15 protein-coding genes and 1 riboswitch are annotated in these 18,440 nt (G+C 52.7%); of the genes, 10 read left to right on the plus strand and 5 right to left on the minus strand.

Annotated features, from left to right (window positions below):
* Positions 1–34 precede the first annotated feature (34 nt).
* From neuB to IMCC3135_RS24010, 3 genes are read left to right on the plus strand one after another with little or no spacing between them, the layout of a single operon-like run.
* Positions 35–1,177, plus strand: a complete 1,143-nt coding sequence (neuB, locus tag IMCC3135_RS24000) for an N-acetylneuraminate synthase (RefSeq protein WP_088919897.1) — start codon at positions 35–37, stop codon at positions 1,175–1,177.
* A 31-nt stretch (positions 1,178–1,208) separates the two neighbouring features.
* Positions 1,209–1,871, plus strand: a complete 663-nt coding sequence (locus tag IMCC3135_RS24005) for a PIG-L deacetylase family protein (protein WP_088919898.1) — start codon at positions 1,209–1,211, stop codon at positions 1,869–1,871.
* A 34-nt stretch (positions 1,872–1,905) separates the two neighbouring features.
* Positions 1,906–3,216: an FAD-dependent oxidoreductase gene (locus IMCC3135_RS24010; protein WP_088919899.1), complete on the plus strand. Its 1,311-nt coding sequence runs from the start codon at positions 1,906–1,908 to the stop codon at positions 3,214–3,216.
* Positions 3,217–3,281: 65 nt separating this feature from the next.
* On the opposite strand, the gene IMCC3135_RS24015 is transcribed toward IMCC3135_RS24010, so the two are convergent.
* The 3 genes from IMCC3135_RS24015 to IMCC3135_RS24025 form a co-directional block, all read right to left on the minus strand.
* On the minus strand, positions 3,282–4,295 hold the full coding sequence (locus IMCC3135_RS24015) for a nucleotidyltransferase family protein (protein WP_205737692.1): 1,014 nt from the start codon (positions 4,293–4,295) through the stop codon (positions 3,282–3,284).
* A 323-nt stretch (positions 4,296–4,618) separates the two neighbouring features.
* The gene (locus IMCC3135_RS24020; RefSeq protein ID WP_088919901.1) at positions 4,619–5,767 is read right to left on the minus strand and encodes a LegC family aminotransferase; all 1,149 of its coding nucleotides are present in this window, start codon (positions 5,765–5,767) and stop codon (positions 4,619–4,621) included.
* Positions 5,760–6,743, minus strand: coding sequence for an NAD-dependent 4,6-dehydratase LegB (locus IMCC3135_RS24025; RefSeq protein WP_088919902.1), 984 nt, complete (start codon positions 6,741–6,743; stop codon positions 5,760–5,762). Before IMCC3135_RS24025 ends, IMCC3135_RS24020 begins: the two co-directional genes overlap by 8 nt.
* 142 nt (positions 6,744–6,885) lie before the next feature.
* Positions 6,886–7,093, plus strand: a riboswitch (cobalamin riboswitch).
* A gap of 127 nt (positions 7,094–7,220) precedes the next feature.
* Between IMCC3135_RS24025 and IMCC3135_RS24030 the strand changes: the two genes are divergently transcribed.
* The 4 genes from IMCC3135_RS24030 to IMCC3135_RS24045 all read left to right on the plus strand — a co-directional run bounded on the left by IMCC3135_RS24030 (position 7,221) and on the right by IMCC3135_RS24045 (position 12,441).
* Positions 7,221–9,242, plus strand: a complete 2,022-nt coding sequence (locus IMCC3135_RS24030; RefSeq protein ID WP_088919903.1) for a TonB-dependent receptor — start codon at positions 7,221–7,223, stop codon at positions 9,240–9,242.
* Between the two features lie 91 nt (positions 9,243–9,333).
* Entirely contained in the window at positions 9,334–10,605 is a 1,272-nt protein-coding gene (locus IMCC3135_RS24035) for a hypothetical protein (RefSeq protein ID WP_088919904.1), read from the plus strand.
* A gap of 21 nt (positions 10,606–10,626) precedes the next feature.
* A complete protein-coding gene (locus IMCC3135_RS24040; RefSeq protein WP_088919905.1) occupies positions 10,627–11,643 on the plus strand; it encodes a FecCD family ABC transporter permease in 1,017 nt (338 codons plus the stop codon).
* A gap of 12 nt (positions 11,644–11,655) precedes the next feature.
* Positions 11,656–12,441: an ABC transporter ATP-binding protein gene (locus tag IMCC3135_RS24045; RefSeq protein ID WP_088919906.1), complete on the plus strand. Its 786-nt coding sequence runs from the start codon at positions 11,656–11,658 to the stop codon at positions 12,439–12,441.
* 27 nt (positions 12,442–12,468) lie between these two features.
* Here the strand turns inward: IMCC3135_RS24045 and IMCC3135_RS24050 are convergent, their stop codons facing one another.
* Positions 12,469–13,389 carry an efflux RND transporter periplasmic adaptor subunit gene (locus tag IMCC3135_RS24050; RefSeq protein WP_157736240.1) on the minus strand — a complete coding sequence of 307 codons (921 nt, stop codon included), beginning with the start codon at positions 13,387–13,389 and terminating at the stop codon, positions 12,469–12,471.
* A 305-nt stretch (positions 13,390–13,694) separates the two neighbouring features.
* On the opposite strand from IMCC3135_RS24050, the gene IMCC3135_RS24055 reads away from it, so the two are divergent.
* Both IMCC3135_RS24055 and IMCC3135_RS24060 read left to right on the plus strand, forming a co-directional pair.
* Positions 13,695–15,107 carry an FAD-binding oxidoreductase gene (locus tag IMCC3135_RS24055; protein WP_205737693.1) on the plus strand — a complete coding sequence of 471 codons (1,413 nt, stop codon included), beginning with the start codon at positions 13,695–13,697 and terminating at the stop codon, positions 15,105–15,107.
* Between the two features lie 37 nt (positions 15,108–15,144).
* The gene (locus tag IMCC3135_RS24060; protein WP_088919908.1) at positions 15,145–16,089 is read left to right on the plus strand and encodes an AEC family transporter; all 945 of its coding nucleotides are present in this window, start codon (positions 15,145–15,147) and stop codon (positions 16,087–16,089) included.
* Between the two features lie 33 nt (positions 16,090–16,122).
* On the opposite strand, the gene IMCC3135_RS24065 is transcribed toward IMCC3135_RS24060, so the two are convergent.
* Positions 16,123–17,367, minus strand: a complete 1,245-nt coding sequence (locus IMCC3135_RS24065) for an MFS transporter (RefSeq protein ID WP_205737694.1) — start codon at positions 17,365–17,367, stop codon at positions 16,123–16,125.
* A gap of 288 nt (positions 17,368–17,655) precedes the next feature.
* On the opposite strand from IMCC3135_RS24065, the gene IMCC3135_RS24070 reads away from it, so the two are divergent.
* Complete coding sequence (locus IMCC3135_RS24070) at positions 17,656–18,423, plus strand: coiled-coil domain-containing protein (protein WP_088919909.1); 768 nt, start codon at positions 17,656–17,658, stop codon at positions 18,421–18,423.
* Positions 18,424–18,440 lie beyond the last annotated feature (17 nt).

Here is an 18,440-nt window from a genome sequence, read left to right on the forward strand (position 1 = left end):
TGAATACCATCCACCATTGGAAGCCATTGTCGCCATGAGCACCTATATCATTGCCGAAGCAGGGGTGAATCACAACGGCTCTGAACAGTTGGCTCATGACCTTGTGGATGCGGCAGCCGATGCCGGTGCTGACGCGGTAAAATTCCAGACATTCAAGGCGTCCGAGTTAGCCACTGCATCAGTCAGCAAGGCAAAGTATCAACGTCAGAATCAGACGAATGAGGAGAGCCAGTATCAGATGCTGGAGAGGCTGGAGTTGCGGCATGATCTTCATTTCGACCTTAAGGCGCATGCTGAACAGCGTGGTATTGACTTCATGTCAACGGCATTCGATACAGGCAGTCTTCAGTTTCTTGTCTCGGACCTTTCATTGGAAACCATCAAGATTTCCTCTGGCGAATTAACCAATCATCCATTCCTGCTTGCTCATGCTCGCACTGGCAAGAAGCTGATTCTGTCGACCGGTATGGCGACCCTGGATGAGATCAAGGATGCACTGGCAGTACTTTCGTTCGGATTCCTGCAAAGTGCCAAAAGCACTGAAGCGCCCACAGCAACAACACAGAATGGCTACGCTGAGGCGCCCTGCCCCCCCACTCCATCCGCTTTCCTCAATGCTTATGATTCGGAGCATGGGAAACAGCTGCTCAAAGAACGCCTCACCCTGCTCCACTGTACCAGCGAATATCCCACGAGCATGAACAATGTCAACCTGCGAGTCATGCAATCACTACAAGAACAATTTGGAGTCTGCGTGGGTTACTCGGACCATACTCTGGGAGTCGTCGTTGCCGGGCTCGCAGTTGCAGCAGGAGCCAGGGTGCTGGAGAAGCACTTCACGCTCGATCAGAGCATGCCCGGCCCTGATCATGCGATGTCAATGACACCAGAGTCCCTGGCAAGGTATGTAGCGACAGCGCGTGAAGCCGAACTGGTCATGGGAAGTGCTGAAAAAATGCCGACTATCGGTGAGTTACAAAATCGCACCATCGGTCGCAAAGTCATCGTTGCGGCATCTGCCATCGTCAAGGGCGAGGTTTTTTCAGATACCAATATCGGACTGAAAAGAAGCAGTGGAACCGGTCTTGAACCGAGCAGATATTGGGAACTGCTGGGCAAACAGGCAGCGGCAACCATTGAGCGAGACGAGGCTATTACCGACCTGCTGATTCTATGAATTTTCACCCGCCTGCATTGCTGACAAACCCATGAATATACTGCTTATAGCTCCTCATCCTGATGATGAAATTCTGGGTTGCGGCGGGACTCTACTGCGCCATAAGCACTCTGGCGACAGTATCCATATTGTGTTTGTCACAACAATGCAGGAGGCGCACGGATTTTCCTCTGAGCGCATTCAGTCGCGAGCTGCGGAAATTGCCTGCATACAGCGAGAACTTGGCGCCAGCATCTACCAGTTGCCCTACCCAACCGCAACCCTGACTGATAGCGACACCCTCTCCCTGATTCCAGAGCTAAGTACCTTGTTCAAATCCATCTCACCGGAGATGGTCTATTTGCCGAATCGCTCGGACGCCCACTCCGATCATGGTGTGTCGTTCAATGCAGCCTATGCCTGTACCAAGGTATTCCGATACCCAAGCATAAAGACCATCATGATGTACGAGACAATTTCCGAAACTGATTTCTCACCCGCACTTCCTGAGAATATTTTCGTACCCAATTATTTTGTCGACATCTCATCCTTCATGGAACAGAAGTTGGAGCTGATGAAAGTCTATGCCTCCGAACTGGCAGAACATCCTTTTCCCAGAAGCATCAAGGCACTCAAGGCGCTTGGGACACTACGTGGTTCTGCAGCAGGTGTGGAGTATGCAGAAGCATTCCAATTGATCAAGCACATTCGCTGATCAAACAATCAACCTATGAGACGTTGAGCATCGCGTGAGCCCTTCAAAGAGTACTAACTACCTTATTGTCGGTGGCGGCATTACTGGCTGTGTTTCGGCATTGCTGCTTGCGGAACAAGGCATCAGCGTTACCTTGTGCGAGTCATCATCGCACCTGGGGGGCATACTTCGCGACCATGTCAGCTCAGGCGAACGTTTTTTCACAAGCTGCCAATACCTGTCGGTGAACGAGCCCTGGTTCCAACTGCTACCGTCCACCATTCGACGTGAACTAGCGGAATTTGAGCATAGTTATGGGTCGGTAACAGACTTCGAACAGCACTGCATGACAACCCGGTCCATGGCGATGCCTGTGTTTGCAACTGAGAAAGTCAGGCTTGAGGAATTCTCGGCAAACCTGGACAACGCCACCTTGTCTTCAAGATTGTCGTTCTATCCAGAGTTCGTTGAAAAAAACCTGCGCAGTTGGGTTCGACGCTACGGTGTAGAGCCAGAGTCAGTCAGTGGAGAGAATGCAGCGGCCCTGCAGATATCCAGGGTGCACCTGGCTAATCACGACGCAGCTGTGACCGTTTTAAAACAGCAGCCTGATTATGATGCCTCACTGGCCTTGCCATTCAAGTATCGTCACCCGGATCAAAGCATACAAGCAGCACTACCTACCGAAGGATTTGATGCATTTTTTGAACTGCTTGAGAACTACATGATTTCAAGGGGCATACAAGTCATGAAAAACAAGCCCATCAAGCTGCGCAAGAACGGCATGAAAATACAATTCTGGTCTCGTTCGGAAAGAATGGATTATTTTGACAATCTCATTTGGGCGTGCAATCCGAACCCCTTGTTAAGAGGACTCGAATTTCCTGCCCTGGACAATGTCCACGGCAAATCCGAAACACATTTCTATGACCTCGATCTATCTGAAGGATCGGTAGACACCTGTTACTACCAGATATTCTCTGATCAGACAGATATCAACAGACTGTTCACCTACTCTGTTGCTGGAAAACCGAAACTGACTGTTGAATGTTTTGCCGGTAATCGTGATAAAGATCAGATCAGTACCGAGGTGCACATACTACTTCGCAAGCTGGGACATGAGCACACTATTAATTGGCAATCGTCCACAAAGGAAAAGCGATATATTTTCTACTCTGAAAGTGACAAAGCCATACTCTCGCAGCTGGCCGCAGCTCAAACAATCAACAATTGCAGAATACTTGATGCAGGCTGGCTGGATTTTGGCAGGAACGCAAAAATCAATCGAATCATGGATCAGATTGACCAGGGTAACGAAACCCATGATGCCCTTTCCGGCGATATCAGGATGTCAGCTGCATCCTGATCCAGTTCCAATAGCGAGCAGAGGCAGAGTCAACTTGACTCTGCCATGCGGGCCTCTCGAAAACATCAGGTTCCGGTCATCTTCAGCGCGTCCTCATACTCATTGATTCTTCCAATATCGCGCCATTGTTCATGGATAGGAAACATGCATACACCCTGCTTGTCTGAAATACACTCTTCCAGAAAATCAGGCATGTCCAGATACCCACGATCACGAATGGCCGCAATTGCCTGAGGTTCGAGTACGTACATACCGGCACTGACAAAATACTTGAATACGGGCTTTTCTGTTATTGATGCGACTCGCGTGCCTTCTGATTCCACCACGCCAAAAGGAACTTGATGATCGTATTCCTTGACACACACTGTTGCAATACCGCCCTGCTCATTGTGAAAATTCAGCAGTGACTCCAAATCGACAGCAGTAATCAGATCGCCATTCACGACCAGTATGGGCAGATCGGGCAAGTCCGCCGGCAACAATCCGATCGCTCCCGCCGTACCTAGCGGAACGCTCTCGTGCACATACTGAATGTTGACACCCCACTGTGAGCCATCATCGAAATGATCACGAAGCATCTCGGCCTTGTAGTGTGTGGAGATGACAAAGTTGTAGAACCCTGCTTCAATGCATCGCTCCATTATCACTTCCAGAATAGGCTTGTTTCCCATTGGCAGCAATGGCTTCGGAATAGTATCGGTCAAGGGTCTGAGTCGCTTGCCAAACCCTCCAGCCATCAGCAATACCGGATTTGCCAGCTTCTGCTCGAACATCTGATCCTGCAGCATTTTCATGTCCACTACACAGCCCCACCGATCGACGATAGGCATATGCAGCAGCTTCTTGCGCTTCATTTCAAGGAAGATTGCCCCGCGGCTGGCATCGATACCTGCAGTAGTCGGAGATGTATTCATTAACTGACCCACAAGAGTATCCATACCCATCCGTTTCAACAAACCACGCCGGATGTCACCATCGGTGATAGTTCCCAACAAACGATTCGCATCGTCAACCACCAGTGCAATCCTGGTTGCTTCTTGATCCAGGAGCTTGATAGCTGAATGCATATCGTCTTGCATCGACAGCTTTACTCTTTTCCAGTCATACATTACATAAGTACCTCATTCGCTGTGCTCCAAGGGCACTCAACTCTGGTCAAACTCGCATTGGCGAGTAGGATCGTTTCTGCGGAATGGCTGATCTCTCAGCTTATAAAAATAGCCTGTCATCAGGCAGGCCTTGATCGGACTTCGGCCCTATTTACACTCAAGTTGTGTTCCGTAAATGCTTCTCGGACGACAAAGTCACCACAAGCAGACACAAGTACACGTATCACCTCAACGTTGCCCATTCAGCAAGAATCGGAAAACTGAACGCCCTCCCTACTCTGGTGCTCCAGCACTTACCAGCCATGTGGCACACTACTGGGCAGATTCAGGATATGCGCTGCTGCCCACTGCGTATTCTCAAGCGTTCCGTGCAGACAATGCTCATACATGCTCAATCTGTGCATCGGCACCCAGACAGGTCTGCTGAGAACACCCTGACGACAGGTATATTCAAGAAGCTGGTCGCGCTCTTCGACTGAATTGCATATCAACGCATTCAACCAGTGATTCGCCTGTGTACCAGGCTGTTCTGCAATCATGTCCCTATCGTTTTCATGACTCCACTGAAGGTAATTATTCGCCAACTTGCGTTTGCACATCAGTGCATGTTCCAGTGAGGCAAACTGAGCGATACCCAGAGCCGCATTAAGATTAGGCAATCGGTAGTTGAAGCCGACCTCGTCATGGAGCCACTTCAAGGGTTCGGTGACTCTGGCTGTTGTAGTCAGATGCCTAACTCGTTTGGCCAGCTCAGCATCATTGGTCAGAACCATGCCGCCGCCACCGGTGGTCATGATCTTGTTCCCGTTGAAGCTCAACACACCCAGATTGCCTGCGACACCACAATGCACGCCTGTATGCCAACTGCCCAACGCCTCGGCACTATCCTCTACAAGCTGAAGACCGTGTGCCAGGCAAAGCTGCGCAATCTGGTGAATCGATGCCGGAAATCCGAATGTATGCATCGGCATGCACACAGGAATACGTCGGTTTGTCTCTATATGCCAGCAACAGCCGTCATCTCGCAGTTCTGTCTGACTTTCCAGAAATTCCTGTAGTGCCGCTGGCGCCAGACCCAGACTTTGTCGATCTACGTCAATGAACACAGGCTCTGCACCACAATAGGATATGGCGTTACAGGTGGCCACAAAACTCAGTGACTGTGTCAAGACAAGATCCCCCGGAATCACCCCGGCAACCAGTAAGCTGACATGCAAGGCGCTAGTACCGTTGACTGTCGCGATCCCATGAGCAGCACCGGCATACGATGCGATCAGTTGTTCGAACTCATCGACACACTGACCGACACTGGACACCATGCCAGAGTCGATAACCTCAATCAGTGCCTGTCTGTCCCTCTCACCAAATCTGGGTTCATGCAAACCGATGGAATTGCTCTGATCAAACTGCTGTCTGACGAAATCAACCAGACTGTCAAACATGGTAGAGCTCGGCCCGGTAACGTTTCAGGTTATCTGGCTCGATTAGCCAATCAATGGTTCTTTGCAGACCCTCGCGGATAGCGATCTGGGGACTATGACCTGTCATGCCTATCATCTTCGAGTTGTCACACACCAGGCGATGCACCTCGGATGCAGCGGGACGCAATCGATTCTCATCGACGACGAAACGCGTATCACTGCCCATCAGCTCGCGGATCAACTCCAGCGTATCCTGTATGGAAATCTCGGTATTGGAACCGATATTGACGGTTTCGCCAATCGATGCATCACTACGAGCCAGTGCCAAAAAGCCGCGACAGGTATCGTCAACGTAGTTGAAATCCCGCGTTGGTGACAAATCACCGAGCTGAATTTCAGCCTTGTCAGCAGCAATCTGACAAATAATCGCCGGTATGACGGCTCTGGCCGACTGCCGCGGCCCGTAAGTATTGAACGGTCGGGCAATCGTCAGTGGCAGCTCGAAAGAGTGATGAAAGCTCAAGGCCATGGCATCGGCGGCAATCTTGGATGCACTGTAAGGCGACTGTGCCTGCAAGGGATGCTGCTCATCAATGGGCACATAGCGAGCGGTGCCATAGACCTCACTCGTAGATGTATGAATAACCCGGCCAACCTGGTTATCCATCGAGGCCTGACAAATATTCAGCGTGCCGCCGGCATTGGTATCCAGATAGCTACCCGGGGCGATATATGAATACGGAATGGCAATCAGAGCCGCCAGATGAAAGACGACGTCGATATCTCGCGTCAGAACGCGACAGAAGTTCGAATCACGGATATCGCCACTGACAACTTCGAGATTGTCAGGCGGCGTTATCGAGTCCAGCCACCCCCACGACCCCAGGGAGTTGTACTGGACCAGCGCACGTACCGTGTAGCCTTCGCGCAGCAGCAGTTCGGTCAGATGTGAACCGATAAATCCATCTGCACCCGTTACTAGCGCACGCTTGTTCATATATCTTCAGCAGCATAAGGAAATCAACAGGTGAGAACTGCGGTCGCCGCAGGCATCCGGATTCACACCACCAACCAGAGCTCAATCACGAAACATGCCTCGGCATCCCGTGGTAGCGTTCGGTGTAACCCCAACTGGTGTATGCTGTCGCCTGTCGCAAGGTTCTGACAAAGATGAAAAGGGAACGAGGTGTCATTCCTCGGCTGCCCCCGCAACTGTAAGTAACGCGTTTCGCTATTGACCCACTGGATGCAATATATATCTGGGAAGGGAGCGAAGACCCTTTCGCTGGTGAACACCAGCATTGGACAGTTACAAGCCAGGAGACCTGCCAGGCGATACGTCTTTTACCAATCTGGCGGGGTGTCAGTGGAAATTGAGATGCAGTTTGCGCTTCAGCACTTCGTGCCAGCCCAGATGCCAGTATCTCTCTGACCTGCTCAAACCCCACTCGGTACAACCTGAGGTAACGCGGGGTTGCGTTCCAGTAAATCGATCAAAGAATCCATAGCCACTTCTGCCAGCTCTCGCCCGCCTGTTCTGGCTGGCCTGCTGTTGCTCGCCTTTCCCTGGGCGAGTACCGGACTGGTCTACGCAGAAGCAGATACCACTCTGGGCACGGTTGAGGCCATTGGCGAACTGCCCTACCGTACGGGCAATGTGATCAGTGAAGAGAGCACAGCCAGCCGCAGCCGGGTTGAACGGGTGGAGTTGGAACGCTCACCCAACGCTCTGGCCGCCGTGCTGGCGCGCGAAAGCGGTGTGCAGTATCGTCAATCAGGAGGTTTTGGCAGTTTCTCCAGTGTCAGTATTCGCGCGGCAACGGGTGCACAGACAGCGGTGTATCTCGATGGTGTATTGCTCAACAATGGCGGTAATCCGGTCGTGGATTTCTCCACGCTCGAGATGCTCAATCTGGGCTCAGTCGACATCTATCGCGGCAGTACGCCCATGCAACTTGGGCATGCGGGTATCGGTGGAGCCATCAATCTCAATAGTCTGCAAGCCTCCAAGGTCAATGCCACCCGAATCCGTCTGGGTGTGGGCAGCCTGTCGCTGGCCGGGCTACAGCTCTCGCATCAATCGCGACATGGCGCCTGGGATGTAGCCGCTGCAATCAGTCATCGACAAAGCGATAACGATTTCCGGTTCACCAATAAAAATGGTACGCCACTCAATACCGAGGACGACACAGACGAAAAGCGCAACAATGCCGATGCCAGGCGAACCTCAGCCCTGCTGCGCATGGGCTATCAGCAAAACAAGAATGCCCGTACCGATCTGACCATCCAAGTGTCAGCTCGCGAACTGGGAGTACCGGAATGGGGCAACAACCCTGACAATGTTGCCAGTTACGACACGGCTGCCAGCCAATTCCAGCTATCACAGATCCTTGATGGTCTGGGTAACTGGAACAGTCGTCACAACATCTACTGGCATACGAATTCCGCTCAATATCAGGACCTTGAGAGTCAGGTCGGATTGGGCGCGCAGGATAGCGACAACCAGACCAACACCCTGGGTGCCAAGACCTATTGGGAACACTTGGGTGATGCAGGCACATTGGGCTTGTCTCTGGATCTACGCCAGGAAAAACTGGACTCCACCGATGGGTTGGATGAATCAGCAGCCTTCGATGCGCGTCGCCAGAGCAGCCTTGCCACCGTGCATTATGTGTGGTTCGATTCCACCGATACCTGGTCGCTGACACCTGCCTTGCGATGGCAGCACAACAGCCTTGATGGTTCACAGGCAAGCACATCACAAGAGTTGCATGAATATTCCAGCGACTCGAATACAGGACTACAAATCGGACTGGCCTATCGACCCACAAGCCTGATCACCGTCACAGGAAATGCCGGCAGCTTCTATCGTGAACCCTCGTTCGGCGAGCTCTACGGCTCCATCGGTCTGGTCAATGGAAACCCTGAATTGAAACCGGAAAATGGTATCAACCTGGACGTCGGCATACAGTTCAGAACTGATGACATGAGCCTGAGCAGCACACTGTTCGGCAGCGAACGTGATGAGCTGATTGTGACGTCATTTAACGCCCGTGGTATTGGTGAACCCACCAATGCCGGTGCGGCACGTGTCATCGGAATTGAACTGGCTGGCGAACTGGCACTAACCCCAAAAATTCAGCTGCGTAGCAACATGACATGGCAATCTCCCAAAAGTCGCGACACAGCCGAAGGCTTTCGCGACAAATATCTGCCTGGTGAATCTCAGTTCTCCTTGTATGGTCGTATCCAGTATCAACCCTCTGCTGTCACGCTCTGGTATGAACTGGATATCCAGAAAAAACGCTTCTACGACAGAGCCAATATCCTGCCCGCAGCCGACAGTGAGCAACATTCAATCGGTATCGACTGGTCTCAAGACCAATGGCAAACCACCCTTGGCATACATAATATCAGTGACGACAATATCGAGGACTTCAACGGGTATCCCAAACCTGGTCGTACCTGGTCATTGTCGATTACACGCAACTTGTAGCATTACCAGCTGAAGCTGCAAGATTATCTCTTTTTATAAAACAGTACCCTCACGACCAAGCCAACCGCAACCAAAGAATCCCGGATTTTCCATGAAGACAATCAAAAGCACCAGCAAGTGGCCAATCGCCATTGCAAGAACCTCCATCGCTGCCACACTCATTCTGACCCTGGCAGCCTGTAGTTCAGATGATGATGACAACAACACTGTCGTGCCTGACGATAATGACGTCACTGATGCATTGCCTGGCGACACAGACACCTTGCCCGATAATGAATTTGCCTTCGTCTCTACACGTGCAGCCGACTACGGCAGCGGTCGCGTCGATCGCATTTCTCTGACAGACGGCTATATCGTGGATGGCAACTACCCCGGTGCCTTGTCAAACATCAGTGTTGCCACAGATGGCACCAGTCCCTATCAGATTGGAAAATTCAGCATTGATTCGGTGACACGCTACGACGCTACTGATTTATCAATCGTCGATTATCAATATTCGGTAAAAGGTGATGAACCGGTTACTTCAAATCCGCAGAGTATTGCATTCAGCGGTGAAAACAAAGCCTATCTGACACGCCGCAGCAGCAATTCACTGTGGGTAGTCGATCCGGAAGCGATCAGTGAAGCAGAATTCAAACTCGATGAACTCGATCTGAGCGCCTACGATGTCGACATGCCAGACATGACCGATGCCATTATTGTCGATGACAAACTGTTTGTACTGATGGAGCGACTTAACAGGCTGGAGTCCGGCTCTCAGATCATCGATAAAACTGCCTATATTGCGGTATTCAACACCATAACGGACACAGAAATCGATACTGAAATGGGTAGCGATGGACTGCTGGGTATTGAGCTGCTGGTCACCAATCCAACTTCTTTGCAGTACAACGAGGAAACAGGAATGATCTACGTTGTCGGTCGCGGCAACTACTACGAAAATGAAGAGGTCACCGGTGACTTTCACAGCGGTGGTGTGCAGTCAATTGATCCGACAAGCTATGCGCAAACTTTGCTGCTTGATGATGGAACGGATGCTGAAAATGAGGGATATTTCGTTGAAGTCGATGTCATCAATGACGAGCTGGCCTATTTGCTGACGTATGCCGCTTTCGGCGAGACGACTCTGCGTAGTTTCAACCCAAGCACCGGTGTACTGTCCGACGAAATCATGCCAGAACTCAATGGTGCCGACATCACCACTATCGCCACAGGATCCGACAACCACCTCTGGATCGGCATCAACGATGATACCCCGGGCTTCTACCGACTTGATCTTGCCACCGGTGAACTGCTGGCCGATCGTATCGCAACAGAACTGGTACCGATGAACGTTGTATTCATCTCCGCTCCTCAGCAGTAAATCCTGCAAACGAGGTTACGCATGAACACAGGCTCACTATCCTGGCTGCACCGGTCACTGCTTGTTGCAGTTGTACTGGTATTGGCACTTGTGAGCCTGTGTCTTGGGCAGGAATGGATCAGTCCCTGGACGGCCCTCAGCCTGCCCTTTACCGATCCTGATTCGGTAACGGCTGTCATCGTGCGTGAGATACGCCTGCCACGTACACTGATAGCCATCGTTGCCGGAACATCACTTGGCTTATCCGGCGCCGCCATGCAAGGTTTGTTGCAGAACCCTCTGGCCAGTCCCGGACTGGTGGGCAGCGCCAGTGGTGCCGCCTTGGGTGCAGTAACAGCCTTGTATTTTTTCAGTGGCAGCTGGCACCCACAAAGTGTGCCCCTGGCCGGCATGCTTGGCGCACTGCTGGCCACCGGACTGGTCTACCTTCTGGCTGGTCGTGGCTCTTCGGTGAGCACGCTGATTCTGGCAGGGGTTGCCATCAATTCACTGGCTGCAGCACTTTTATCCCTGCTACTCAATCTGGCCCCTAGCCCCTTTGCCGTACGCGAACTTGTACTCTGGACACTCGGTGATCTGGCTGATCGCAGCCTGCGGGATCTGTGGGTCATGATGCCATGCACACTGGCAGGCTGGCTTCTGCTCACAGGTGTCGGACGCTCACTGGATGCACTGACTCTGGGTGAACGTACTGCCCGCAGTATGGGTATCAATATGCAAATGACATCCTGGCGCGTTTTCATTGCCGTGTCTCTGTGTGTCGGCGCCGCGGTTGCCACCACCGGCATGATCGGCTTCATAGGCCTGGTCGTGCCACATCTGCTCCGACCACTAGCCAACCACCAACCTGGTAAATTATTACCGCTGGCAGCACTAGGCGGAGCCATCATGCTGTTGATCGCTGATATCGGGGTTCGCCTGATATCGCTGCACGGTGCGCTACCGGCACCTCTCAAGGTAGGCGTATTGACGGCTTTGGTTGGCGCACCCTTCTTCCTCGTGCTGATCCTGCGCAGCCGCAGAAACTACCTGCGATAAGCTGGAAAAAACATGTCTGATCAACTGCGACTCCAGGCCAGCTCGGTATCCATCACACGCTCTGAACGAACCATTGTCAGCGATGTGTCTCTACAGGTTTTCGCCGGTGAGCTGGTCGGCCTTATCGGACCCAATGGTGCGGGTAAATCCACCTTGCTGGCAGCACTGGCCGGCATTGACACCACCGTGCAAGGTTCCATCGAACTGGATGGCTGCCCCCTGAAAAATCTGAGCGCCACAGAACGTGCGTTACAGATCGCCTGGATTGAACAAATGGGATCAGTCAACTGGCCTGTCACGGTCGAGCGCCTTGTCATGCTGGGCAGAATCCCTCATCTGCCCGTCTGGTGCCGTGCGACTCAAGAGGATACGCAAGCCGTGGAATCAGCACTGAGCCTGTCTGACTGCCAGTCATTAAGGCTACGCCAGGTGAACACATTATCCGGTGGCGAACGGGCTCGCGTGTTATTGGCCAGAGCTCTGGCAGCAGAGCCTTCATTGCTGTTTGCTGATGAACCCATCTCAACACTGGACCTGGGGCATCAGCTTCAAACCATGCAGTTATTGCGCGATTTTGCCAGCGGCCCCAAGGCTGCCGTCGTGGTCATGCATGATCTGTCACTAGCCGCCCGTTATTGCGACAGACTTTATCTGATGCATGAGGGCCGCATGGCTGCTGCCGGTGAGATTGCTCAGGTTCTGAGTGCACAGAACCTGGCCCGTGTTTATGGGGTCAGCGCGATCACTGGCCACGAAAAATCCGTTCCCTGGATCATTCCGCTCGAACGTTTATCCTGACAGCCAATCACCCCGGCAAAGTTCTGCTCAGGATGCCAGGAAATCAATCTGGCAACGCACACCACTGGGAATCTTCATGTCCGGATTTTCCAGAATCAACCGAACCCCGTAAGTGGCGCTGGCAGCGTCGGCAACCGCATCTATACGCCGCACTTCTCCCGACAGTACATTGTTTTCAAAACCCGGAACATCAATCCGGATGGCAGCTGTCATACCGGTCGACAGGTTGCCCAGATATTCGATCGGCACAATGACTTCCACATGCAGAGGATCGAGCTGGGCAATCTGATAAACCGGATCCCCGTCCACGTATTCGCCGGCACTCTTGTAGGCCTGCACCACACTGCCACTGATAGGACTACGTATTTCTCGTCGCGCCAGTGAGGCCTTGGCTCGTACCACTTCAAGTCTTGCCAATCGCACACTTTCCTGCTCCTGCACCACCTGTAGTGCAGCAATGCGCGCCTCTGTGCTCATCTGGTCTATCACCTGTCTGGAGACGCCGGATGTCTTCAGCAGCTTCTGATTTCGTACATGAGTTCGTTCGCCAAAAGCGGCTGTCAACTTGCGTAGTTCGACGGCGGTGGAACTACTGGCGCTCTCTTCGGCAATGGCCAGCGTGACTCGTTCAACATCGCTCTCCAGCTGTGCCATGACAGTACCTTTGGCCACATAATCACTGCGATCATAATAGCTTGCTGCAATCAAGCCTGACACCGCAGAGCCCAGCTCGATACTGGCACTGGGCTCAATGACGCAATCCATGTCTGACAGCACCTCCAATGATGCACGGGAACTGGGCACCAGACCGGTCATCAACGCACCCACGCTCAGCACAGTACTGAAAGCAAGCACAACGTTCTGCTTCCATGTCTCTTTCGCTGGCCATTTTCGCTGCGGATGCGCCTGGATGGTCAAACCGCAGTTAGTGTCGTCATGTTTTTTCATAGTCCGCCTGAATTTTACCGGCATATCTCCCCGCCGCCGTCGCCATTAACCACGCGACCCTGGTTTATCGTCCATGTCGGCCATCGGTGCAACTGCTATGCCGCGGCAGATGCTCTACAACCTCATACGTGACGCAGTAAACGGTAAGTCGTACGATTTTGTGAACCAGTGCCTGCCAACGGTCACAGCACCAACAGGTCCTGACTGAATCTGCACCAGAAACTCATTAAACGAGAGGAAAACAAAGTGCACTGACAGCGCTACAATGATGCGATAAACAGCCGGAGCATCAAGCAAGCAAACCTATGACTATCGATACTCTGCTCTCGCAATTAAGGGAAGTGGTTGGTGCGGAACACGTACTGACAGGCACAGATGTCAGCGCACGAGCCACGCACTTCTGGGATCCTGCACCGCTCACCGCCGCTGCCATCATCCGGCCCGCCAACACCGCGGAGACCTCAAGCGTACTCAAACTCTGCCACGCAGCCGGACAATCGGTCGTCACTCACGGTGGCTCAACAGGCTTGGTAGAAGGCCATTACAGCACGCTGGATGACATCGTTTTATCAACGGAACGCATGAACACCATTGAAGCTGTTGATGTCACGGGTCGTACGCTGACAGTGGGGGCAGGCGCCATTTTGCAAAGAGTCCAGCAAACCGCTGTTGAGGCCGGATTGCAATTTGGCCTGGACCTGGGAGCGCGCGGCTCCTGCACTATCGGCGGCAATATATCCACCAATGCAGGCGGACTATCCGTACTGCGCTATGGCATGACCCGGGAACAAGTGCTCGGGCTTGAAGTGGTTCAGGCCGATGGCACCATCCTGTCCTCCATGAATCGCATGATGAAGAACAACTCCGGCTACGACCTGAAACACCTTTTCATCGGCAGTGAAGGAACACTGGGCGTGATCACACGTGCCGTGCTGCGCCTCAGACCGGCAACACCGGCAGTCGACACCGCGTTGCTGGCTTTCGATTCTTTTTCTCAGCTGACCCAGACTCTGAGCCAGCTGAGTCACAGCCTGAGTGGAAGCCTGGATGCTTTTGAAGTCATCTGGCAACCCTTCTACCACTTGAATACCAATCCCGAGATGGAAGGCACCAGCACCTCGCCATTACCTCGCGACTACGCACTCTATGCCATCGTGGAGTCTCGGAGTGTCGACGCCGAACAGGCCTCCGCCACCTTCGAAGCTGCCATGGAACAAGCGCTGATAGCCGAAAACATCAGCGATGCTGTCATTGCACAATCCGAACGTGAACGCGAGAATATCTGGCATATCCGCGAACATGTCGATGTCGCCGTACAACAAGATCTGGTTTTCGTCTACGACATCAGTCTGCCCATAGTCGACATGCAAGACTATGTCACTACCATCCAGGCTCAATTACAAAGCCACTGGCCGCAGGTTGTACTGTATGTCTATGGCCATCTGGCAGACGGCAATCTACATATAATGGTCATACCTTCCAGCGAATCTGCACCCTCCGACGCACAGCGACTGGAATGGCATTCGATCAGCAACGATATTGTTTATCAACCTCTCCAGGCTCTGGGTGGATCGATCTCTGCAGAACATGGCATCGGGCTGAGCAAAAAATCCTATCTCTGGATGTCACGTACTGCTGAGGAAATTGCCCTGATGCAGACACTGAAAGGCGCCATGGACCCACAGAATATTCTGAATCCGGGCAAGATCATTTCGTGACTGGCTCAGCATCAGAACGTAACCGGGAGAGTCACTTTTGTTTCAGGTAGCCGGACTGGTTCTGCCGCTCTTTGGTCTGATCTTTCTGGGTTATATCGCAGGACGAGTGCGAAAGATTCCCATCGAAGGACTCGCGTGGCTGAACTTCTTCATACTCTATATAGCCTTGCCCGCGCTGTTCTTCCGTCTGCTGGCCGCAACGCCGGTCTCTGAATTTGCCAATGGGCAATTCCTGCTCAATACCAGCCTGGGCACGTTCCTGATTTTCGTGCTCTGCTTTCTGATAGCCCGACTGCTGCGCAAGTGCGACACTCAGACTGCCACCGTTCAGGGCTTCGCCGGAGCGTATGGCAATATCGGATATATGGGCCCACCCTTGGCCATTGCCGCCTTCGGCCCCCAGGCAGGCGTACCAGTGGCACTGGTATTCTGCCTCGACAACGCCATGCACTTCACATTGGCGCCAACGCTCATGGCCATCGGCAACAAACAACCTCAGCCCATACTGGCCGTGATCGGTAGCATCATCACCAAAATCATCACGCATCCCTTCATTCTGGCCACCATCGCCGGCATGGGCGCGGCCTGGCTCGAGTATCAGCCTCCTGCAGCCATTGATGAACTGCTCGCCAAGGCATCAGCCGCTGCGGCTCCCTGTGCATTGTTCGCCATGGGAGTGACGGCGGCGCTGCGCCCCTTGCGACGCATACCGCCCGAACTCGCCTATCTGGTACCCATCAAGCTTCTGGTTCACCCGTTATTGATGTACCTTCTGCTAAGCCGAATGCCAGAGCTGGACAAGACCTGGCTGCATGCAGCGGTACTACTCGCCGCTCTGCCCTCTGCAACCAACGTCTTTGTCATTGCACAGCAATATGGCGTGTGGGAAGAGCGAGCATCCAGTGTCGTGGTCGTCTCCACTCTGCTCTCCGTCTTCACGGTTACCACCTACTTGTACCTGGCAAGTGCAGGCCTGCTCTGAATACAGTTGGCCCAAAAGACAGTTGATTCGAACTCACTGGCTCGGTTGCAGCAAATGTCGTTGCCGCAGCACTTTGGAGACGGGAAACAGGACGAGCATGGTCGCCACACAATAAAGACACATGACCAGCAGCTGCTGCTCAAATCCAACGCCCAGATCAATCAACCAACCGGTCAGGCCCGGGCCAAGCGCCGAGGCGAATACCATCGCAGCTGAGACAACTGAGCGTACGGCTCCCAGATGACGCGTTCCATAGATTTCTGGCCAGATGGCCCCGAATACGGCGTTGGAGACACCGTAGGAGCCACCCAGAAGAAACATGAAAACAGACATCATGAACGGCTGCTGGCCTAGAGAAAGAACCAGACAGCCTAGTGCCAGAGGCAATAGAAAAAACGGCAATATAAAACGTGCACTGTAGCGATCTATCACATGCCCCGTCAGCAGACCTACACAAACAGAAGTAATCGACATCACCGCAAAGGAGCTCGCTACCACCCCGGGAGCCCAATCCTTCAGCGCACTGAGATGCACCTGATGAAAGAAAACGGAGGTTCCAATGAAAGCCGGTGCCAGCACGCCAGTACAGACAGCCCAGAAAGGTGCGTCCCGTAATACTTCTGCCCGAGTCCATTGTCGTCCTCTTTCGTGATTGTCACGATCGCCTTGCGAAGGCGTACGCGGGGTTCGCAGACAGAGATAGCTCAGTGGTAGTGCGACAAATACCAGAACGATCGCTGCCACCACCCACGCCGTTCTCCACCCCGTCATTGCCAGCAGCGCAATAACCACTAACGGTAGAACCCCCTCGCCCAGTTGATGTCCCGTCGAGGTGACCGATACGGCTCGACCACGTTCCACCACAAACCAGCGGCCCATTGCCACCATCGCCGTGTGAGTCATCATCCCCTGCCCGAGTAAGCGCAGGAAGTAGATGGATATCAACAAGATAGGAATGGTCTCAGCCGAAGCCATCAACAAGGCGGCGGCAGCCAGCAGGACTATCAAAGCCATTGCCACCTTGTAGATGGCGATTTCGTCGGCCACTCGGCCCACCAGAATCAATGTCGCAGCACTGCCGAGCGTCGCCAGCATGTAGATAATTCCGAAATCACCGTGACTTAAGTCAAAGTCGGCTCGAATTTCGCCTGCAAAACTGGCAATAAAGAAAGTTTGCCCCACACTAGAACAGAATGTCAGCAGAATTCCACCTGCTAACCAACGCAAATTAGAGCTCAGAAACCGGGAAAATGTCAGTAGTTGGTCACGCAATGCCATGTTGGATGCTCAAAGTGCTGATTGCTGCAGCAAAAATCGGTATACTTGGTAGTTGTGCCGAGTGAGAATCACTTTGACACATGAACTTCGGAACATCAGGGCCAAGTGGCCTAACAGCGGTTGGCGCAATAGCCACCTCAATCAATTGATGGTAATACGTTTTTGGGCTTTTATCGTAAAGCGGCCACAGACAGACGCCCCACAAAGCCCTGGCGCACAAAACACACATGATTTACGGCAGCAAATGATGCTTCCGAATTTTACCTTTTTCGTCCAAGAGATTATTACGTGAGTCAAGCCGACAGCGAACAGCAACTGAGAATTTGGAAAGACCTGGCCATCAGCAAGCAAGTGCTGATGAACGAAGCCGCACAAGCTTTGAAATTGAAGGACGATTTCACTGCTGATGATCTCCGGGGAGCCCTGGATGTTGCCATCAAGCGTGCACAAGACGCAGATGTCAGTATTGCGGAAAACCGAAACCGGGCTTCCGAAGAAATCGGCAAAATGCAAGCCGAAGTCAAGACAATCATCAAGTCACGAACCGATGCCGAGTCACAACGTGACGCTGCTATTACCGAAAAGGAAGCTGCAGAACAGGCTCTGATAATCGGTCGCAAAGACAACTCCGATGCGCTGAAAAAAGCAAAGCGTGCTGTTGAAGACAAGCAGAAAGAACTGAAAGCTATCAACACGGCTCTTGCAGATACTCCTGACAACATTGTCAAGAAACTCAAGACCCTGAAGAAGCAAAAGCTCGATGAAGCGACGGCTCGCAAGAACGCCGAAGACGCGAATCGCAAGCTCAAGAAGGAAAACAAACAGCAGAAAGAAGAGCTGGACACACTTTCCGAATTGAAAGAACAATCTGCCAGTCTGCTCGCCGCCTATCGTGAATTGCGTACTTGGGCTGACGAAGTTGAAGCAAAAGCGGACTCATCTGCTGAAGACGCCGTACCAGCTCCAAAGGCAGAAGCCAAACTGTTGTCTGCTATCGAGACAACGACTGCCGGTGCTGACGAAGTCGAAGAAGAACGAGAAGCAGCAACAGCCTGATTCACCACGCCGACAGG

The sequence above is a fragment of the Granulosicoccus antarcticus IMCC3135 genome (genome assembly GCF_002215215.1).
GTDB classification, from domain to species: domain Bacteria; phylum Pseudomonadota; class Gammaproteobacteria; order Granulosicoccales; family Granulosicoccaceae; genus Granulosicoccus; species Granulosicoccus antarcticus.